Origin of the sequence: Sphingomonas sp. PvP056, assembly GCF_040549155.1 — a bacterium.
Taxonomy (GTDB): domain Bacteria; phylum Pseudomonadota; class Alphaproteobacteria; order Sphingomonadales; family Sphingomonadaceae; genus Sphingomonas.
Genome location: NZ_JBEPST010000004.1, coordinates 500,986 through 516,761, shown reverse-complemented (window position 1 = coordinate 516,761; position 15,776 = coordinate 500,986). Strand labels below are relative to the sequence as shown.

At 65.1% G+C, this 15,776-nt stretch carries 16 protein-coding genes; 8 read left to right on the top strand and 8 right to left on the bottom strand.

Features of this window, described 5'->3' with window-relative positions; genetic code table 11:
- Positions 1–572 precede the first annotated feature (572 nt).
- Positions 573–815 (top strand): hypothetical protein, encoded by a 243-nt coding sequence (locus ABIC17_RS13025; protein ID WP_354282312.1) that lies wholly within the window; start codon positions 573–575, stop codon positions 813–815.
- 375 nt (positions 816–1,190) lie between these two features.
- On the opposite strand, the gene ABIC17_RS13020 is transcribed toward ABIC17_RS13025, so the two are convergent.
- The 4 genes from ABIC17_RS13020 to ABIC17_RS13005 all read right to left on the bottom strand — a co-directional run bounded on the left by ABIC17_RS13020 (position 1,191) and on the right by ABIC17_RS13005 (position 8,401).
- The gene (locus ABIC17_RS13020) at positions 1,191–1,709 is read right to left on the bottom strand and encodes a GAF domain-containing protein (RefSeq protein WP_354282310.1); all 519 of its coding nucleotides are present in this window, start codon (positions 1,707–1,709) and stop codon (positions 1,191–1,193) included.
- Between the two features lie 270 nt (positions 1,710–1,979).
- Positions 1,980–6,152: a translocation/assembly module TamB domain-containing protein gene (locus ABIC17_RS13015; protein WP_354282308.1), complete on the bottom strand. Its 4,173-nt coding sequence runs from the start codon at positions 6,150–6,152 to the stop codon at positions 1,980–1,982.
- A complete protein-coding gene (locus tag ABIC17_RS13010) occupies positions 6,149–8,134 on the bottom strand; it encodes an autotransporter assembly complex protein TamA (RefSeq protein WP_354282307.1) in 1,986 nt (661 codons plus the stop codon). The genes ABIC17_RS13015 and ABIC17_RS13010 overlap by 4 nt, the downstream gene beginning before the upstream one ends.
- A gap of 54 nt (positions 8,135–8,188) precedes the next feature.
- Complete coding sequence (locus tag ABIC17_RS13005) at positions 8,189–8,401, bottom strand: hypothetical protein (protein WP_354282306.1); 213 nt, start codon at positions 8,399–8,401, stop codon at positions 8,189–8,191.
- A 181-nt stretch (positions 8,402–8,582) separates the two neighbouring features.
- On the opposite strand from ABIC17_RS13005, the gene ABIC17_RS13000 reads away from it, so the two are divergent.
- Positions 8,583–8,771: a hypothetical protein gene (locus tag ABIC17_RS13000; protein ID WP_354282304.1), complete on the top strand. Its 189-nt coding sequence runs from the start codon at positions 8,583–8,585 to the stop codon at positions 8,769–8,771.
- Between the two features lie 15 nt (positions 8,772–8,786).
- On the opposite strand, the gene ABIC17_RS12995 is transcribed toward ABIC17_RS13000, so the two are convergent.
- The gene (locus tag ABIC17_RS12995) at positions 8,787–9,419 is read right to left on the bottom strand and encodes a S24 family peptidase (protein WP_354282302.1); all 633 of its coding nucleotides are present in this window, start codon (positions 9,417–9,419) and stop codon (positions 8,787–8,789) included.
- An 86-nt stretch (positions 9,420–9,505) separates the two neighbouring features.
- Between ABIC17_RS12995 and ABIC17_RS12990 the strand changes: the two genes are divergently transcribed.
- Both ABIC17_RS12990 and ABIC17_RS12985 read left to right on the top strand, forming a co-directional pair.
- Positions 9,506–9,691, top strand: a complete 186-nt coding sequence (locus ABIC17_RS12990; protein WP_354282300.1) for a hypothetical protein — start codon at positions 9,506–9,508, stop codon at positions 9,689–9,691.
- Positions 9,688–9,996 (top strand): hypothetical protein, encoded by a 309-nt coding sequence (locus ABIC17_RS12985; protein WP_354282298.1) that lies wholly within the window; start codon positions 9,688–9,690, stop codon positions 9,994–9,996. The genes ABIC17_RS12990 and ABIC17_RS12985 overlap by 4 nt, the downstream gene beginning before the upstream one ends.
- Here the strand turns inward: ABIC17_RS12985 and ABIC17_RS12980 are convergent.
- The gene (locus tag ABIC17_RS12980) at positions 9,993–10,781 is read right to left on the bottom strand and encodes a hypothetical protein (protein WP_354282296.1); all 789 of its coding nucleotides are present in this window, start codon (positions 10,779–10,781) and stop codon (positions 9,993–9,995) included. The genes ABIC17_RS12985 and ABIC17_RS12980 overlap by 4 nt on opposite strands.
- A gap of 177 nt (positions 10,782–10,958) precedes the next feature.
- Positions 10,959–11,540: a type 1 glutamine amidotransferase domain-containing protein gene (locus tag ABIC17_RS12975; RefSeq protein ID WP_354282294.1), complete on the bottom strand. Its 582-nt coding sequence runs from the start codon at positions 11,538–11,540 to the stop codon at positions 10,959–10,961.
- Positions 11,541–11,660: 120 nt separating this feature from the next.
- Between ABIC17_RS12975 and ABIC17_RS12970 the strand changes: the two genes are divergently transcribed.
- The 3 genes from ABIC17_RS12970 to ABIC17_RS12960 all read left to right on the top strand — a co-directional run bounded on the left by ABIC17_RS12970 (position 11,661) and on the right by ABIC17_RS12960 (position 14,464).
- Positions 11,661–12,689, top strand: a complete 1,029-nt coding sequence (locus ABIC17_RS12970; RefSeq protein WP_354282292.1) for a DNA topoisomerase IB — start codon at positions 11,661–11,663, stop codon at positions 12,687–12,689.
- A gap of 10 nt (positions 12,690–12,699) precedes the next feature.
- Positions 12,700–13,944, top strand: a complete 1,245-nt coding sequence (locus ABIC17_RS12965; RefSeq protein WP_354282290.1) for a mechanosensitive ion channel family protein — start codon at positions 12,700–12,702, stop codon at positions 13,942–13,944.
- A gap of 226 nt (positions 13,945–14,170) precedes the next feature.
- Positions 14,171–14,464 carry a hypothetical protein gene (locus ABIC17_RS12960; protein ID WP_354282288.1) on the top strand — a complete coding sequence of 98 codons (294 nt, stop codon included), beginning with the start codon at positions 14,171–14,173 and terminating at the stop codon, positions 14,462–14,464.
- Between the two features lie 9 nt (positions 14,465–14,473).
- Here the strand turns inward: ABIC17_RS12960 and ABIC17_RS12955 are convergent, their stop codons facing one another.
- On the bottom strand, positions 14,474–14,905 hold the full coding sequence (locus ABIC17_RS12955) for a diguanylate cyclase (protein WP_354282286.1): 432 nt from the start codon (positions 14,903–14,905) through the stop codon (positions 14,474–14,476).
- A 390-nt stretch (positions 14,906–15,295) separates the two neighbouring features.
- On the opposite strand from ABIC17_RS12955, the gene ABIC17_RS12950 reads away from it, so the two are divergent.
- Positions 15,296–15,754, top strand: coding sequence for a MaoC family dehydratase (locus ABIC17_RS12950; RefSeq protein ID WP_354282284.1), 459 nt, complete (start codon positions 15,296–15,298; stop codon positions 15,752–15,754).
- Positions 15,755–15,776: the final 22 nt, after the last annotated feature.

Sequence of the window (15,776 nt, the reverse complement as noted above, 5' to 3'; positions counted from 1 at the left end):
TGAAGGAGGTAAATTCGGCAAACGACAACAAGGAGGTTTGGCTGCCACGCAATCGTTCGGTGCTTCGTCGGACTGGATCGTAGCACAGGGTTGCGTTCGCGTGCCTGGCTGTAGTTCCAGTCCAGGCGGAAGGACCGCTCTCCACCAATTATTGCTGTTCAGCCAGATGCGCAGAGGGCAAACGTTTTTAGGGGCCACGGCCCCTTTCCGTCATCCCCGCGACGGCGGGCATCCATACTGGCTGACTACGCAGTACAGGTCGGACGGTGCTAAGGGATTCCCGCCTACGCGGGAATGACGAACAGTTTGAACGAGAGTCTGCTTCCCCATCGTAATCTCCGCAACGACAGATTTTCACCACATGTGCCCATTCTGACGCGCTCTTCAGCACTGACAGCGCCATCATTCGGACCGAATGCGCGCCATGGCAAACCGCGGGAACCAGCGTCCCGTGCGCGGAATGGAGGGGCGAGGTCTGCTAATCCCGCGCCTGTAGCAACTACGGCCTTGCTGGCGTGTTCAGCCCCCGCACGCCGGGAACCTCCGGCAGAACATCGCAAGCGAGGCACGCAATGGTTTCACCAAACGAACTGACAAACGCACTGGATGCAGCACTCGCCACGGCCCGCGCCGAATACCGGCAGGCCGTAATCGAACTCGCCACCCGTGAGGCAGCGAAGGACTCGTCAGTCACCCGCGAGCCCGCCGACGTCGATCGCATTCATCATGCGCGGACCCGGATAATCGCGCTCGATGCCGCGCGGGACGAGCTTTCGACGATCATCGATGAAGGCGCGCCTCTTACCAGCGACTGACGGCATGCGTCCGTGAGGTGAGTCCCAATGCGGACGCGATCGTCGAGACGGTGCTGAATCGCTGCGGCATAATTCGGGCGGCGTGATCGAGGGCGCGCGGGCCTGATGTTACTTCTTCTTAAGCCCGTCCCCTTCAGGAGCGCCGCATGAACGGCGCCCCGCGCTGTTCAGGTCATGCCAGGGGCGTGACCGAATCGGCGCTGGGTTGGGGGTGGGGAAGTGCCTCGCAGAGAGCGGGGCTCTGCTGGACTTCCCCACCCCAACCCCTCCCCTGAAGGGGAGGGGCTTTGCGGTCTCGCTGCCCACCCAGCACAATTCCCCCACACAGGCCCCGGCGGTTCCGCGCAATCCACCACAACCAATTTTTCCGTCCAATCACTCCGGTACTGGCGACCGGGGCAGGACATGAGGGGTCACTGACCGCGCTAGGGACGTCAGCAGTTCGAGTGCGTCAGGCGCTATTATCTCGAGGGGCTGTGGATGAGTGACGCACAGGACGCCCACCGCCAGGCCAGCGGCATCAAAGATTGCAACGCCCGCGTAAAAGCCGATCAGGCCATCTTCGACAAACGGGTTGCCATGAAAACGCTCGTCTTGAAGTGCGTTTGCAATGCAGAACGGTTGATAAGGGTACGCGACCACATAGCTGCTCAAGGCGGTTGAACGTCGATAGAGACCGAGCATTCCGCCGGAGGATGCAATGACGTGTTGCCAGTCATCAACGACGGCGGATATTCCGGACCATCGGACGTCAAAAATCGCTTTGGCTTCGTGCGATATCCTTTTCAACCGTGGCAAATCAGCGATTATGTCTCTTGCCCATTCTGCGGCCGCGCGGCTTCTCGAAAATTCATTCAACGGCTTGGGTGCTGGTGTAAAAACGGAAATGCCCATGCCGAATTGCGTCCTTCGAACTGGCTCAATATGTGTAGGCATTGGTCAGCCGTCCATTAGACGACGCGTTTATTCTTCAGTTCCAATATATGATCGTTCGCTGTTGTGACAGGATTCCCGTTCGGGCCCGTCGCAGACGAACCACGACGTCTACCGTCGGCGCGATTCACGCCACCGTCGCAGATTGTCGCCGTCCCTTCGTAGCCTTCCCGAAACCCGCCTGTTCGCCGACGACCAACGTCAGACATACCCGTCGCCCATCCGACGTTCTCAATAATCCTTGGAAACCCGCAAGTTCGCGCTCTGGCGCCCGAGCGTCGAGATCGACGACAGCACCGACAGCCAGCGCGTCACCTGGAACTCGACCTGCGTCGCGGAATAGCCTGCCCCATCCGTCACGATCTCCGCATAGAAGCGCCGCGTGATGTACTTGCCCGCCGCCACCGAGGTCCGCTGCCCGGTCTGCGGGTCGGCGGAGACGATGCGCAACCGGTCGAGCCCCGCCACGCGCCGCACGGCGTTGATCGGGTCGAGCCCGCCCTTGCCGTTCTGCAACGCCGCCACCGCCGATGCGAGTTGCAGCGCCTCGGGCGCGGACAGGTTGGTAATCGAGGTGCCGAACAACAGCCGCGACAGCAATTCGTCCTGCGGCAGCGCGGGCGTGCTGGAGAAGGCGATCTCGGGCTTGAGCGCCTGCCCGGTCACGTTGATCGTCGCGTTCAATCCGGTGGTGCTCGCATTCGCCGCAATGTCGAGCGCGGGGTTGGCGGGAACGTCGCCGGTGAACAGGATCTTGCCGCGTTCCAGCGCGAAGGTGCGTCCGGCGAAGTCGTAATTGCCGCGCACCAGATCGGCGCGGCCCGAAATCGCGGGATTGTCGGGCGCGCCGCCGATCTGCAGGTCCGCCGACCATTCGCTGCGCAGGCCGAGCCCCGACACGATCAGTTGGTTGGGCGCGCGCGCATGGATCGCGAGCCGCCACGGCGCGGGCGCGACGTCGTCGTCCTCGGTCCCGCCGCCGGGCAGGTTGATCTCGCGGATGTTGAGCTGCGGCACCGCGCTCGCCGCGGTCGCCTGGCCGAGCCGGTAGCGGCTCTTGTCGAGGCGAAGTTCGCCCGAGATCGTCCCGCCGCGCTTGTTCGACAGGAAGCGCAACGGGCCCGTCACGGTCGCGCCGATATCGTCGCGCGCGATCATCACCGCATGGTCGGCCTGGACTGACAGGTCGAACCCGCTGTTCGCGCCGAAATCGAACGCGCCCTTGCCGACGACCTTGCCGCCCTTGCCCGCCTCGGCGGTGAAGGTGTCGATCGTCAGCCGCGATCCGCCGAACTGGCCGCTTGCGACCACGTTGGTCAGCACGGTGCCGGTCGTCGCGCTTTCGATCCGCGCGCCGCGCGCCTGGACGACGCCCCGGATCTGCGGGTTGCTCACGCGCCCGCCGACATCCGCGCCGATCGCGACCGGGCCGGTCAGGTCGAACAGCTCGATGCCCGTAAGCCGCCATAAAGTGTCCGCCGCACCGTCGTAGCGCAGTTGCGCGAACACGCCTGCCTCCTCCACGCGTTTCGCCAGATCGGTCCCGGCGGGGAGGTTGAGCAGCAACTGCGCGCGCCCGACGGTCTTGCCCCCGGTTGCCGCGACCGCGCGCGCGGCGATCCGGTCGGCCGACAGGATCCCCGCGATACCGACGTCGACCGGGCGCGAGGTTAGTACGAGCCCCGAGCGGGTGAGCCCGCGGACGGTCATGTCGATCCGCCCCGTCGGCGGATTTGTCCCGCCTTGTGAATAGGATAGGCTCCCCGACGCACTCCCGCCCAGCCCCAGCCCGGGGTAGCCGATGTCGAGGATCGCAAGCGGCATGTGTGCAACCTTGGCCATGATTGCGTTGGCCCCCCGCGTAAACCGCCCCGACAGTTGCGCATCGCCTCCGGCAAAGGTCAGCTCGGTCTGGGCAAGCCGCCAGCCGTCTTCGCCGTCCCGGGTAAGCACTGCGGGCGTCACCAGCTTGATTGGGCGCCGGTCGAGCGTGCCCTGCGCCGATACGACGTAGCGGTCGGGCGTAACCTGCGTCACGGACTGGATATCGAACGCGCGCCCGCCCGATCCCGCGATCGACGCGGTGATCGTGCCGACCCCGCCACGCAGCGACGCCTTGCCCGCAAACCGCCCGAGCACCAGCGACCCGCGCCGCAACCCGCCCCCGGTCAGCGACGCTTCAATCGACGTACCCGCCGGATCGAGCACCGTCACCGCATCCAGCCGCGCGCGCCGGACCGTGATGCCGTCCGCCAGCGTCGCCGCGCGCGCGTCGAGATGCGCCTCGATCCGCTGATTGTCGCCGACTGGCGCGAACAGCAATGCCCCGGTCACGCCGCCGCCCGCCACCGCGAGCCGCCCGTTGAAGCCGCCATCGACGATCGCGAGCGGCCCCGACAGGTGCGTCCCGCTGACCGCGAGATCGGCGATCGCAATCGTCCCGCCGCCGCCCTTGGGCAACAGGATCGCGCCATTGCCGGTGAACGGCCCGAGCCGCGATCCACCGCGCGCGGTGAAGGCGAACCCCGCCTCGGTCGGGTCGAGATGCGCGACCACGTCGTGCAGCCCCAGCGTCTCGTTGGGCCGCTGGAACACCAGGTCGATCGTCGGCCGGTCGATCTTGCCGTCGAGCTTGAGCGTCAGCGGGCCGTACGTCTGCTGCGTCCCCGTCCCCTCGAAGTGGAACGTCCCGTCGCGCCGCCTGATGCCGTTGCCGGTGATGCGGATCTGCGGCCCGGTCAGCACCAGATTGTTGAGATGGAGCACCCCGTCGGTGGTGCGTTCGAGCCCGGTGACGATCCGCGGCAACCCGCCCGCGAGCGAACGGAAGAAGGCGTTGTCGAGCCGGGCCATCTGCGCGGTCCCCTGCCCCATCACGCGCGTGCCATGTCCGTCTGCGCCGGGCACGACCTTGAGCAACGTCGCGACATCGACGATGCCCAGACCGGGGATCAGATACCGCTTCAACCCGCCGTTGAGCGCGATTTCATACCGCCCGTTGCGCAGGTCGAGTTGCAGATCGAACCGTCCGTTGAGCTTGTCCGAGGTCAGCCGCATCGCGTTGCCCGTCACCGTCGTCGCGGTGACACGAAGCACGCCCTGCATCGTCAGATTGCGCAGGATCCCACCCGCGACGTCGCCCACCCCGGTCACGCGCTTGGCGACGAAGCGGATCGGGACCAGTACGGGGGCTTTGGACAAGCGTCCGCTGCCAGCGGCGTAGGCGTCCTCGAACCCGGTCGCATCGAATGCGAACCGTTTGGCGGCGAGCCGATAATCGAACCGCGCGGTGGCGAACGCGCCATCTAGCAGCACGCGCAGTTCGATCGCGCGGCCGCTCATGTTGCGGAACAGTCCGCTCGGGCGCAGCAGCACAGCGTGCAGCCGGACGGAGCGGAACGCGTTCGCGGCGAGATCGAGCGTCCCGTCGCCCATCAGGTTTAGCGACCCCGAACGCAGCGACAGCGTGCCCTTCAACTGGCGATCGACCAGCGTCGCGCTGCCGTGCGCCAGCACGCGGGGTGTCGACAGGGTCTGCAATTTGCCGTGCGACAGCGGCGCTGGGATCAGCACGCCGTCGAGCGCATACGTTCCTGCGCGGTTGGTCAGCTTCAGGTCGATCAGCCGCACCGTGCCGACATCCGCGATCGCGTGGCCGTCCCATTGCTTCCACGTTCCGCGCCCGGCGACATCAAGCGCGATCGGCCGGGCGAAGCCGGCAAGTTTCGCAAGCAGCCCGTTGGCGGTGCCGCGCGCATGGGCGTCGATGTCGAACATGTTCCGGTCGGGCGCGGCATCCAGTTTGAGCCGCAGCGTGTCGCTGCCGGCGACCGCCGCATCCAGATCGACCAGCGCGCGGCCACCGCGAATATCTGCGCGACCGGCAAGACGACCGACGCGTTCGGTGCCCGTCACGGCCTTTGCGAGCACCAGCCGATCCACCGACAGCGCACCGATCCGAATGTCGAACGACGGCAGGATCGGCCGTTTCCGCGTCGAGGGAATGAGATCAGGCAACCGTTCGAGCCGCGCCTGCGCGATGTGCAGTCGTGTGATGTCGAGCCGGTTGTGCACCCACCGCAGCGGTGCCCAGTCGAGCTCGGCGCGGGGTGCTGCGAACACCAGCCCGCGCCGGTCACGAATGCGCACGTCGATCAGCCTGGCCTTGCCGTAGATCGACCCGTCGATCCGCCCGATCTGGTAGCGCAAGCCGTTCGCCGGGCGCAGCCCGGCGATCCGGTCGGTCAGGAAGCGGTGGCCGATCCCGGTATCGAGCAACGCCACCAGCGCGCCCGCGAGCAGGATCAGGCCGACGATCGCCCCCAGCAGCTTGCGTCCCCAGCGCCGCGGCGTCGGGGCGACGGCGGGGGTGTCGATCGTCTCGGGCGCTGCCGGATCGGTCAAAACGCCTGCCCCAGCGAGACATAGACCGCAACGCGCGGATCGCCCTTGACCGGGTTGACCGGCGTGCCGACGTCGATCCGGATCGGGCCGAAATTGGTGTAATAGCGCACGCCGATCCCGGCGCCGTAGCGCATCCCCGTAAAGCTTGGTAGCGCGCTGGTGTAGATGTTGCCGCCGTCGAAGAACGGCACCACACCGAAATTGCCGAACGCCTTCACCCGCGCCTCGATCGAGAATTCGGAGAGACTGCGCCCGCCAATCGGATCGTTATTGGGGTCGCGCGGGCCGATATCCTGATAGCCATAGCCGCGCACCGACGCCCCGCCGCCCGCATAGAAACGCCGCGACGGCGCGATCGCATCGCGCGGCGCGCCGACGATCGTCCCCAGCCGCACACGCCCGGCCAGCACGGTGCCCTTCGCGACGCTGCGATAGGTGCTCGCGTCGAGTTGGACGCGGGAATAGCCGAAGACGTTGCCCTGCAGTGACAGTTCGGGCGAGAAGCGCCCGCTCAGGCGGAAACCCCGCGACGGGTTCAACAGATCGTCCGACCCGTCGTAGCTGAGCGTCGAGGGCAACGCGCCGATGAAATAGGTCCGCCGCCGCGGCGCACCTGTGGTTACGATCACATCGCGCTCGTCCGATGCCAGCAGTTCCCCCCCGAGCGACCACGTCCATTTCTTCTGGAAGAAGATGTTGGTCTGCCGCTCGAGGCTTGCCGCCAGCCCGAACGTGCGCGCCTGATAGGCGTTACGCTTCAGGTTGGAGGCAGTGATCGACGCCGTCAGGATCCGGTCACGGCCCTTGAAGTTGTTGCGCCGGAAAATGACGCTCGCCAATTGCTCCTGCGTGCCGAGCACGCCGCGCAGCGTCAGCCCGCCCTCGGGCGGGAACAGGTTACGATGCGTCCAGCTGATTTCCGACCGCGCGCCCTCGCCAGTGCCATAGCCGATCTCCCCCGCGATCGTGTGCGGCGGCGCGCGTTCGACGCCGACCGCGATGTCGACCGTGCCGGGGGTCTGGCCCTCGACCGGCTCGACCTTGACCGTCGAGACGAGTGCGGTCTGGATCAACGCGCGTCGCAAATCCACCAGCGCGGACGCATCATACGGGTTACCGGGCGTGAAGCGCGCGATATCCTGCACGTGTTTCGCATCGAACACCTGCTCGCCGGACGTCATCACGACATGCCCGAACCGCCGCTCCGCCCCCGGCACGACCGCCACGTCGAGCGTCGCGGTGCGCGCCGCGCGGTCGACGACGATCGCGGGATCGCCGACCACCGCGAAGGGAAAGCCCTTGTCTGTGATCGTCGTGGCCAATGCGGTCTGTCCCGCAACGATCGTATCGGAATTGACCGGGTCGCCGGCACGCACGCCGAACGCATTGCGCAGCAACGCCTCCTTGTCGCCTGCACCTGCAACTCCTGACAGAGTCACTCCGCTGAACTTGTAGAGGACCCCCGGATCGGCATCGAGCACCACGAGCGGTCGAAGCGTATTGGGCTCGACCCGCGTCGCGACGCGCGCATCATAATAGCCGTCCGCCTTGAGCAGCGAGGTGAGTAACGTCGCATCTTCGCGAGCGCGGCGATCGAGTTGTGCGGCGTTGGCGGGCTGGCCGTCATTCGCCTTCAGCGTCGACAATTGATCGAACCGTTCGCGCAGCAGCGCGCTGGCAACGCTGTCGATCCCGTCGACACGGTAGCTGTAGCGGACCTCGCCGGTCACCGTGGCGGCGCTGGTCGCGGCGACGGGCTCAGTCGGGGCCTTCGACAGGTCGGGCCAGTCGACCCCCAGACCGGGAAGATCTGCCATCGGCGATTGCGGGTCGAGGCGTTGCGGCTCGGCGGGAATGGCGGGAATCGGTGGACCGGCGGACTCCTCGGCCGGACGCACTTGTGCAACCGCGCCCGGACACCCCACGACAAAGACCCCGACGGCGGCAAGCAACTGGCCCCGCCGCCCAACCGGAAACGACATGGTCGCCCTCCTAGCCCGCCAATCTGCGAAGCAACAGAGGATTGCTGTAGCGCTTTAGTGGACCGTGCCGATCGCGCGGTCGGACGAAAGCCAGCCAATCAACCGTTCGATCTGACGCCAGCGGCAAAAATGCAGGTAATTGCCAAGATCGCGGCTGCGGTCCGCACGTGCCGCCGCTTCGGATCGCGCATCGCTGCCGAACATGGTGATCAGGTCGCTCGCATCGGTCAATTCGGCGCGGTCGGCAAGGTATGGGAGATGCGGCATTCTGGCTCCAAAAGGTCCGGAGGCAACGCAAGATCCGCCCGGAACAGGGGGCGCCTACCAACTCTTGTCGGCCGCGTCACGCGTCCGCAACTCGGCATTTGCGCGTTTGTGTTCCGGGTGATCCACGCTTCCCGGATCGGGACGCTGGCGTCCGTGCACGCGACATGGCAGAGCGCCGATCATGCCCGTTCCCCAACCACCCCGCTCCCCGCTCGCCGGTGGTTTCCTGATCGCGCTGGGCGCCATGCTCGGCGCTGCGATCGGCCTGCTGACCGCGCTGGGGCCGACGCGGGGGTTCCTCGCGGGGTTGTCGGCGGGTGTCGCCATGTCGCTCGTGATCTGGCTGCTGGACCGCAAGCGCGACCGCTGAACCGCCAATCGCGCGTCATCGCAGCGCGCGTGACAGCCACACGACCCGCCCGATGATGTCGGCATGCGACGTCTGGATCACGGGATAGGCCGGATTGTCGCTGGCGATGACGATACCGTCGTCGCGCCGTGACACCCGCTTGACCAGCAGCACGCCCTCGTGCCGCAAGACGAAGATCGCGGGACGAGGCCCCATTTTCCGGTCGCGTTCGTCCACCACCAGCGTATCCCCGTCCGCGATCGTCGGCAGCATCGAATCACCGCGCGCGGTCAGCATGCTTGCGTCCTCCGATGCCAGCCGCAGATCGGCAAGCAGCCGCGGATCAAGCAGCATCGTGCGAGCGCCATCCCGCTCGTCGGACGGGTCGACCGACGCGCCGGCCCCTGCGGATGCCTCCACCGCCAGACGGCGGATCGCGGCCATCGACGGCTTCGGCGGGCCACCCAGTTCGCTCTGGTCGATACGGAAAAACGCCGCGAGCAACGTACGGTCACGTTCTGCGAGGATCCGCGGGGTCCCGCGTCGGACATATTGCTGAAGGTACGCTTCGTTCCGTCGCAGCATCCGCGACAGCGCGGCATAACCAACGCCGTGCTCGACAATCAGCGCCTCAAGGCGGGCACGAGGATCGGCTGCGACCATGGTCATGACGATACCATAGGAAAATTCCTAGACAAGTTGGAAATGGCGGAACACATCGTGAACATACAGCGACTCAACCGGGAAGGGCAAACATGTCGGTGCTGCACAAGATCGATCGTTATCTGCGTGAAACGGCCATGCCACGAACCAGGTTCGGGCGTCTGGCGGTGGGCGATCCGCGGCTGGTCGACGACCTGCGACGCGGGCGCGAGCCAGGCGAGCAGATGGTGCGCCGGATCGAAACCTTCCTTGCCCAACATGACGAGGCAGCGCGATGAGCCGGGGCCCGGATGCAGCGACATTGCTGCGGCGCGTGCTGGAACGCCATGCCGAGCGGTGCGGCCTTTCGCTGTCATGGCACGCGACCGAAAGCCGCCGCTGGGCGAGCGCGACATTCGTTGGCGCGTGTCACAGGATGGCGCTTGCGATTGAAGGTGCCGGAACCGACGCGTGGATCGCTGGGCTGGACGAAGTCGACTTGCCGCTACGCGGGCATCTGGTCGCGGACCTGATCGTCGCGACGACGGTGCGAACCGACATCGGCGCGGACGTCGGCATCGAGGTGCTGACCGTTGAAACCTAGCGCGAACGCTGTGCCAGCGCGCGCAGCGTCGCGAGCGTATCCTCGAATGCGCCCGCCGGTGGCCGGGCCAGCGGCGCCGTCGACATCGCACTTGCGGTCGCATCCTGCCCCGCCGCCCCAAGTTGCAAGACGCGCTCGAGCCGGTCGAGCAAGGCGTAGATGGTCTCTGCCGGGTCATCCTCGACCGAAGGGTTCGGGGCCGTGTGCGTGCGGTCTGATGCCGCATCGCGCTGCAACGCGTCCGTGTCATAGGCAGCCGCTGGTTCGTCCCGCTCGTCGGACAGCGCGCGCTTGCTAAGAAGCCTCGACAGGTCACGATCCCCTTCCGCCACCGCGGGTTGCATCGCCACGGCGGGGCGAGACGAAACGTCCGGAAACCCCGTGCCAAGATCGCGATGTGCACGCAGTGGAGCCCGGGGCGGCGCATCGGACTGTGGGTCCGCCCTGCGCAGCAGCGGCGCGTCATCCTCGTCTTGCCCGGACCGATGCAGAACGAAGCCCTCTCCTGCAATCGGGGCATCGGCCGGACCGAACAGCAGGCCCGAGGCCAACCACGCGATAAGGCCGAGCCCCCCGCCGCCGACCACCACGAGCAGCACCCGCGCAGTGAAGCCAAGCGAAGGCGCCGCCGCCGAAACGAGCGACGCGATTCCGCTGGCGATGAGGATCCGCTCTACCAACGCCGTAGGCACGATCGCAAAGGCAACCGCCGCGCAGGCACCGACGATCGCCCCGACGATCGGTGCGACCGGGATCACGCGTTCAGGGTTGGAGCGGATGGCCACGGCGCGGACGTTGCCATGCCATCGGTGTGAATCTGGTAAACACGCGCGCGGCGGGCACAAATGCAGGAACCTCGCGCCCGTCCCCGGCAGTTCGTTCGGACGGTATACGGGGGGCAAACGCGCGGTGCAGGGTCCGGTGGACCGGCTCGCCAAGCATAGGCGAGCCGGTCCGGGCACTCATGCCTCCTCGGTGTCCTCCTCGTCCGCTTCCTGATCATCCAGGTCTTCCTGCAGCGCCGCCAGGATCGCCTTGTTGAACGCCGGAATGTCATCGGGCTTGCGGCTGGTGATGAACGGCCCATCGCGGACGACTTCCTCGTCGACCACTTCGGCGCCGGCATTCGCCAGATCGACGCGCAGCGATGGCCAGCTCGTCATCCGGCGGCCATCGACCACATCGGCTTCGATCAGCAACCACGGTGCATGACAGATCGCCGCGATCAGCTTGCCATCGTCGGCGAACTCCTCGACGATCTCGACCGCGCGATCGTTCATCCGCAACTTGTCCGGATTGCCGACGCCGCCCGGCAGCAACAACGCGGTGAAGTCCTCGGTATCGATTTCGTCAAGCGTAGTGTCCGGGGTGATCGTGTCGCCCTTGTCGTCGAACACCATGCCCTGGATGGGATCGGTCTTGATCGACGCCAGCGTGACCTTGACGCCCGCATCGAGCAACGCCTTGCGCGGCTCGAACAGTTCGGCCTGTTCGAAACCGTCGGTCGCGATGATGAGCACGTGCGCTTGCGATAGCTCGGCCATGATAGTCTCCGGTACGTAAAAGATCGGGGGGTGGAGCCTTTAGGGGCTCGCGCTGCTCAACCCGTGAGGCGGGGCGGCTGTTCCGGAACGATGCGCCCAGCCGTGCATTCATCCCGGACAATGTCGCACCAGACTTCGGCCATCTCCTACCATGACGACAGCGACCCCGGCATCACGCGGCGCAAGATGCGACATGGCTGGGGCTATTATGACGCCGAGGGCGTGCGCATTACCGATCGCGCGGAAATCGAACGGCTGAACGCGATCGGCCTGCCGCCCGCTTATCGCGACGCGTGGTTCTGCCCCTCCCCCAACGGGCACATCCAGGCGGTCGGGTGGGACGAAAAGGGTCGCAAGCAATATCGCTATCATGTCGGTTTCCGCGAAACGCAGGAAGCCGCCAAGTACGAGCTTTGCGCACCGTTCGGTTACGCTTTGCCGAAGCTGCGGGCGCGGGTCGAGGCTGACCTGAAACGACGCGGGCGCGACAAGGACATGGCGGTGGCAGCGGTCGTGCGGCTACTCGATCTCGGCAAGGTCCGCATCGGCAACGAAGGCTATGTAAAGTCGAACAAGAGCTTTGGAGCGACAACGCTGCGCAAGCGCCATGCAGCACTGAAGGGGCAATCGCTCAAGCTTCAGTTCAAGGCCAAGTCGGGCAAGATGCGGATGCTGACGATCACCGACGGGTCGCTCAGCCGGTTCGTCAAGCGGTGCCAGGATCTTCCGGGTCAGCATCTGTTCCGCTGGGTCGACGCCGAGGGCTGCTGCCACCCGGTCAGTTCGTCCGACGTCAACGCCTACATTCGCGATGCGATGGGCAGCGATTTCACGGCGAAACATTTTCGCACATGGAGTGCGAGCGTCCTTGCGTTCGAAGCGTTGGCGCAGGCGAAACAGGACATCAGCCTGAAGACGATGCTCGAGCCGGTATGCGAGGCGCTTGGCAATACGCCCGCGATTGCGCGCAAATCGTACGTGCATCCTGCCGTTCTGGCGCTGGTTAAAGACGGCCAGAGCGCGTTTCGTGTCGGTTTGCGCCTGCCGCGGTCGACCCAATATCTCAGCCGCACCGAACGCGGCCTGATTGCATTTCTGGAGAACGGCGCGGTCACCGCCGAAGCCCACGTTCTCGTCGGAGCAGCCTGAAGGTAAATCCATGAGCAACAAGCAAGCGGCGATCCTGCCGCCGATCCGCGTGCGCGACGTCAACAGCCAGGTCCAGGGCCTCGTCAAGACGACGCTCGACTGGATCGGGGATTATTGGCTGCAACTGCTCGTCTCGTTCGCGGCCGGTGCCGCGATCGTGATCGCTCTCCACTTCGCGCGCCGGATGGGCCGACGCCTGTGCCAGCGCGAGGGGCAGTTGGGCGGCTGGGGCATCGTCATCGGCAAGGCAGTGACGCGGACCGGCAACCTCTTCATCCTGATTCTCGCCGCCAAACTGGTGATTGGGTTCGCCAACCCGCCCGCCGAGGTGACGCGCGTCGTGAACTTCCTGTTCACGATCTCGGCCGTGTTCCAGGCGGCGATCTGGGCACGCGAATTGATCCTCGGCGCGATCGAGCACCGTACTCACGGCGAACATTATACCGGCGAAGCGATCGGCAGCGCGATGGGGATCATCCGCTTGCTCGTCAGCTTTGCGGTGTTCGCGATCGCCCTGATCGTGGTGCTCGACAACCTCGGGGTGAACGTCACCGGGCTCGTCGCGGGTCTGGGCGTCAGCGGCATCGCGATCGGTCTCGCCGCGCAAGGCATTTTTGCCGATCTGTTCGCGGCGCTCGCGATCATCTTCGATCGCCCGTTCCGGCGCGGCGATGCGATCAGTTATGATTCGTCCGCAGGAACCGTCGAAGCGATCGGGCTCAAGTCGACGCGCATTCGCGGCGTCACGGGCGAGGAACGGGTCGTCGCGAACAAGCAATTGCTCGAGAAGGAAATCATCAACAACAGTTCGCGTGATTACCGTCGCGTAGTGTTCACGCTCGGGGTCGTCCAATGGACCCCGATCGATACGATGGAAGCTTTGCCATCGATGCTCAAGGACCTGATCGAAGCGAATGGAATGAAGTTCGTCCGCTGCGGCTTCACCGGCTTTGGTGCGAACAGTTACGACTTCGACGTCCAGTTCGACTCCCCGAGCGCGGCGTTCCAGGATTTCTACGACGCGCGGCACACGCTCGGTCTCGCCATCGTGCGACGGTTGAACGACGAAGGGATCGCGCTCGCCTATCCGACCCAGACCACTTTCCTCAATCCCCCTGCCGAACCCGACCCCCGCCCGGATGCCGTCGCACCCGCCGGTGACACAGCGCGGAACGCACGACCATCCGATCAACGCCAGGGAACGGGCGCAACACCAAACACTTCCGCCGTCGATGAGGATGGCACGGAGCGTTAACCATGCCAGTGCCGGCTCAGTGCCGACATCGGGGAAATGGTCAACAGGTCTACACCATTCGGATTAGATAGTACGTCGTTACTGCACCGCCGTCTGAAACGGACTCTTCGAGACTGGTGTTTAGACCGTTCTTGACCTATATTTTGCCTGTATACTTAGAGCGCTTGGGATCATCCCGGACCGATGTCTGGCGGGATTTTAGCACGACGCCAATGTATTAGGGGCGATGATATTGGCTTTGCAGTGGGTCCATGACGATCCGGACAACATCGAGGTGCGGCTCAATCAGGCCGCGCTCTCGTATCTCCGGAAAAGCTGGCCCAATCCGGTCAACCTGTCCCCGACGCAATTGGGCAACGAGTTTTCCCCCGAAAGCAGGGCGTTCGTCCGGATCGTCCAGGCGCTGATCGACGAGGGAATGTTGTCAGTCGAATTCTTCCTGATCGGGACCGGGGATGAGCCGACCGCACGCGATGCCATCCTGACACGCAAGGGGGTCACGGCGACCAACGATCTTTGACCGATCGCGTCAGACCAGGCGTTCGACGATCCCTGCCATCTTGCGGAGCGTCGTGAGATCCTCCTCGCAGACGGTGCGGGTCTGTTCGCTCAGGACCGCTAAGGTGCCGAACCGCATACCGAACGCGTCGCGGAGCGGCGTCGCGACGTAGAATGCGAAACCGTGCGCTTCCGCGAAGATAGGGTTGGCCAGTGCGGCCAGATCGGATGCCTCGATGCTTGCGGCAACGCCGCTGGCGGTATCGACTGCGGTGCCAACCTTGCGGGTCGTCCAGCCGTTCACGCCACCATCGACCACGATCAGCGCGACGGGGACCTGCAACGCGCGCATCGTCAAGTGCGCCAGATCGTCCAGTAGTGCCGCCGTCGACGCCCCCCGGTCGTCTGCGCGCATGTCGCGCACCACGTACATGTCACCCCTGTCGTCCGGCCGCTGTTTCATAGCTACTCGCATCTCGAATTGCCCCACCATGATCTGCAAACGTTTGTTGGAAGAATGTAGGAGGGGCTATGCAGCGATCCGTCACGGACGCCATCCGTCTAAAGAAGGGTTTCATTCCTATTGACTATTTTCTGTGACATTCCTTCGTCGAAATAGGGTCAGTTTTAGGTATTTCTTCACCACCCTACGTATTTTCCGAATCATCGCAATACGCGGTTTTCGAACATCGGGTCCGCGCCCTTTGGTCGACTCGCCGCTCGATTTCCGCCGATTAACGCTACGGCGTGCGTATCCTTCCGGTTGCGGGTTTCCACGATGCTTGCATGACGTGTCGGCTGGTGCCATCTCCCGCTCGATACCGCACCAAGGTGCCGCTTTCAGGGGAATGCCGTGACGACGATAACCATCCAGGAACTGGCGACCCGTATCGGCAGCGAACAGGTGTCCGACTGGGTCGAGGTGAGCCAGGAGATGATCGACAAGTTCGCCGACGCCACGGGCGACCATCAGTTCATCCACGTCAATCCGCAGATGGCGGCGATGACGCCGTTCGGCGGAACGATCGCGCATGGCTTCCTCACGCTGTCGCTGATGCCGCTGCTGTCCTCTAAGATCATCGACGCGGTGCAGATCGAGGGCGTCAAGATGGGGATCAATTACGGCGGCAACAAAGTCCGCTTCCTCCAGCCGGTCCGCTCCGGCAAGCGCGTGCGCGGGCGGTTCAAGCTGCTCGAGCTGATCGAGAAGCGCCCCGGACAGTGGCAGCAGACCAACGAATTCACGGTCGAGATCGAAGGCGAGCAAAAGCCCGCGATGATCGCGGAGTGGATGTCGCAGATCTTCGTTTGAATCTAGAAAGCCCCTCCCCCTC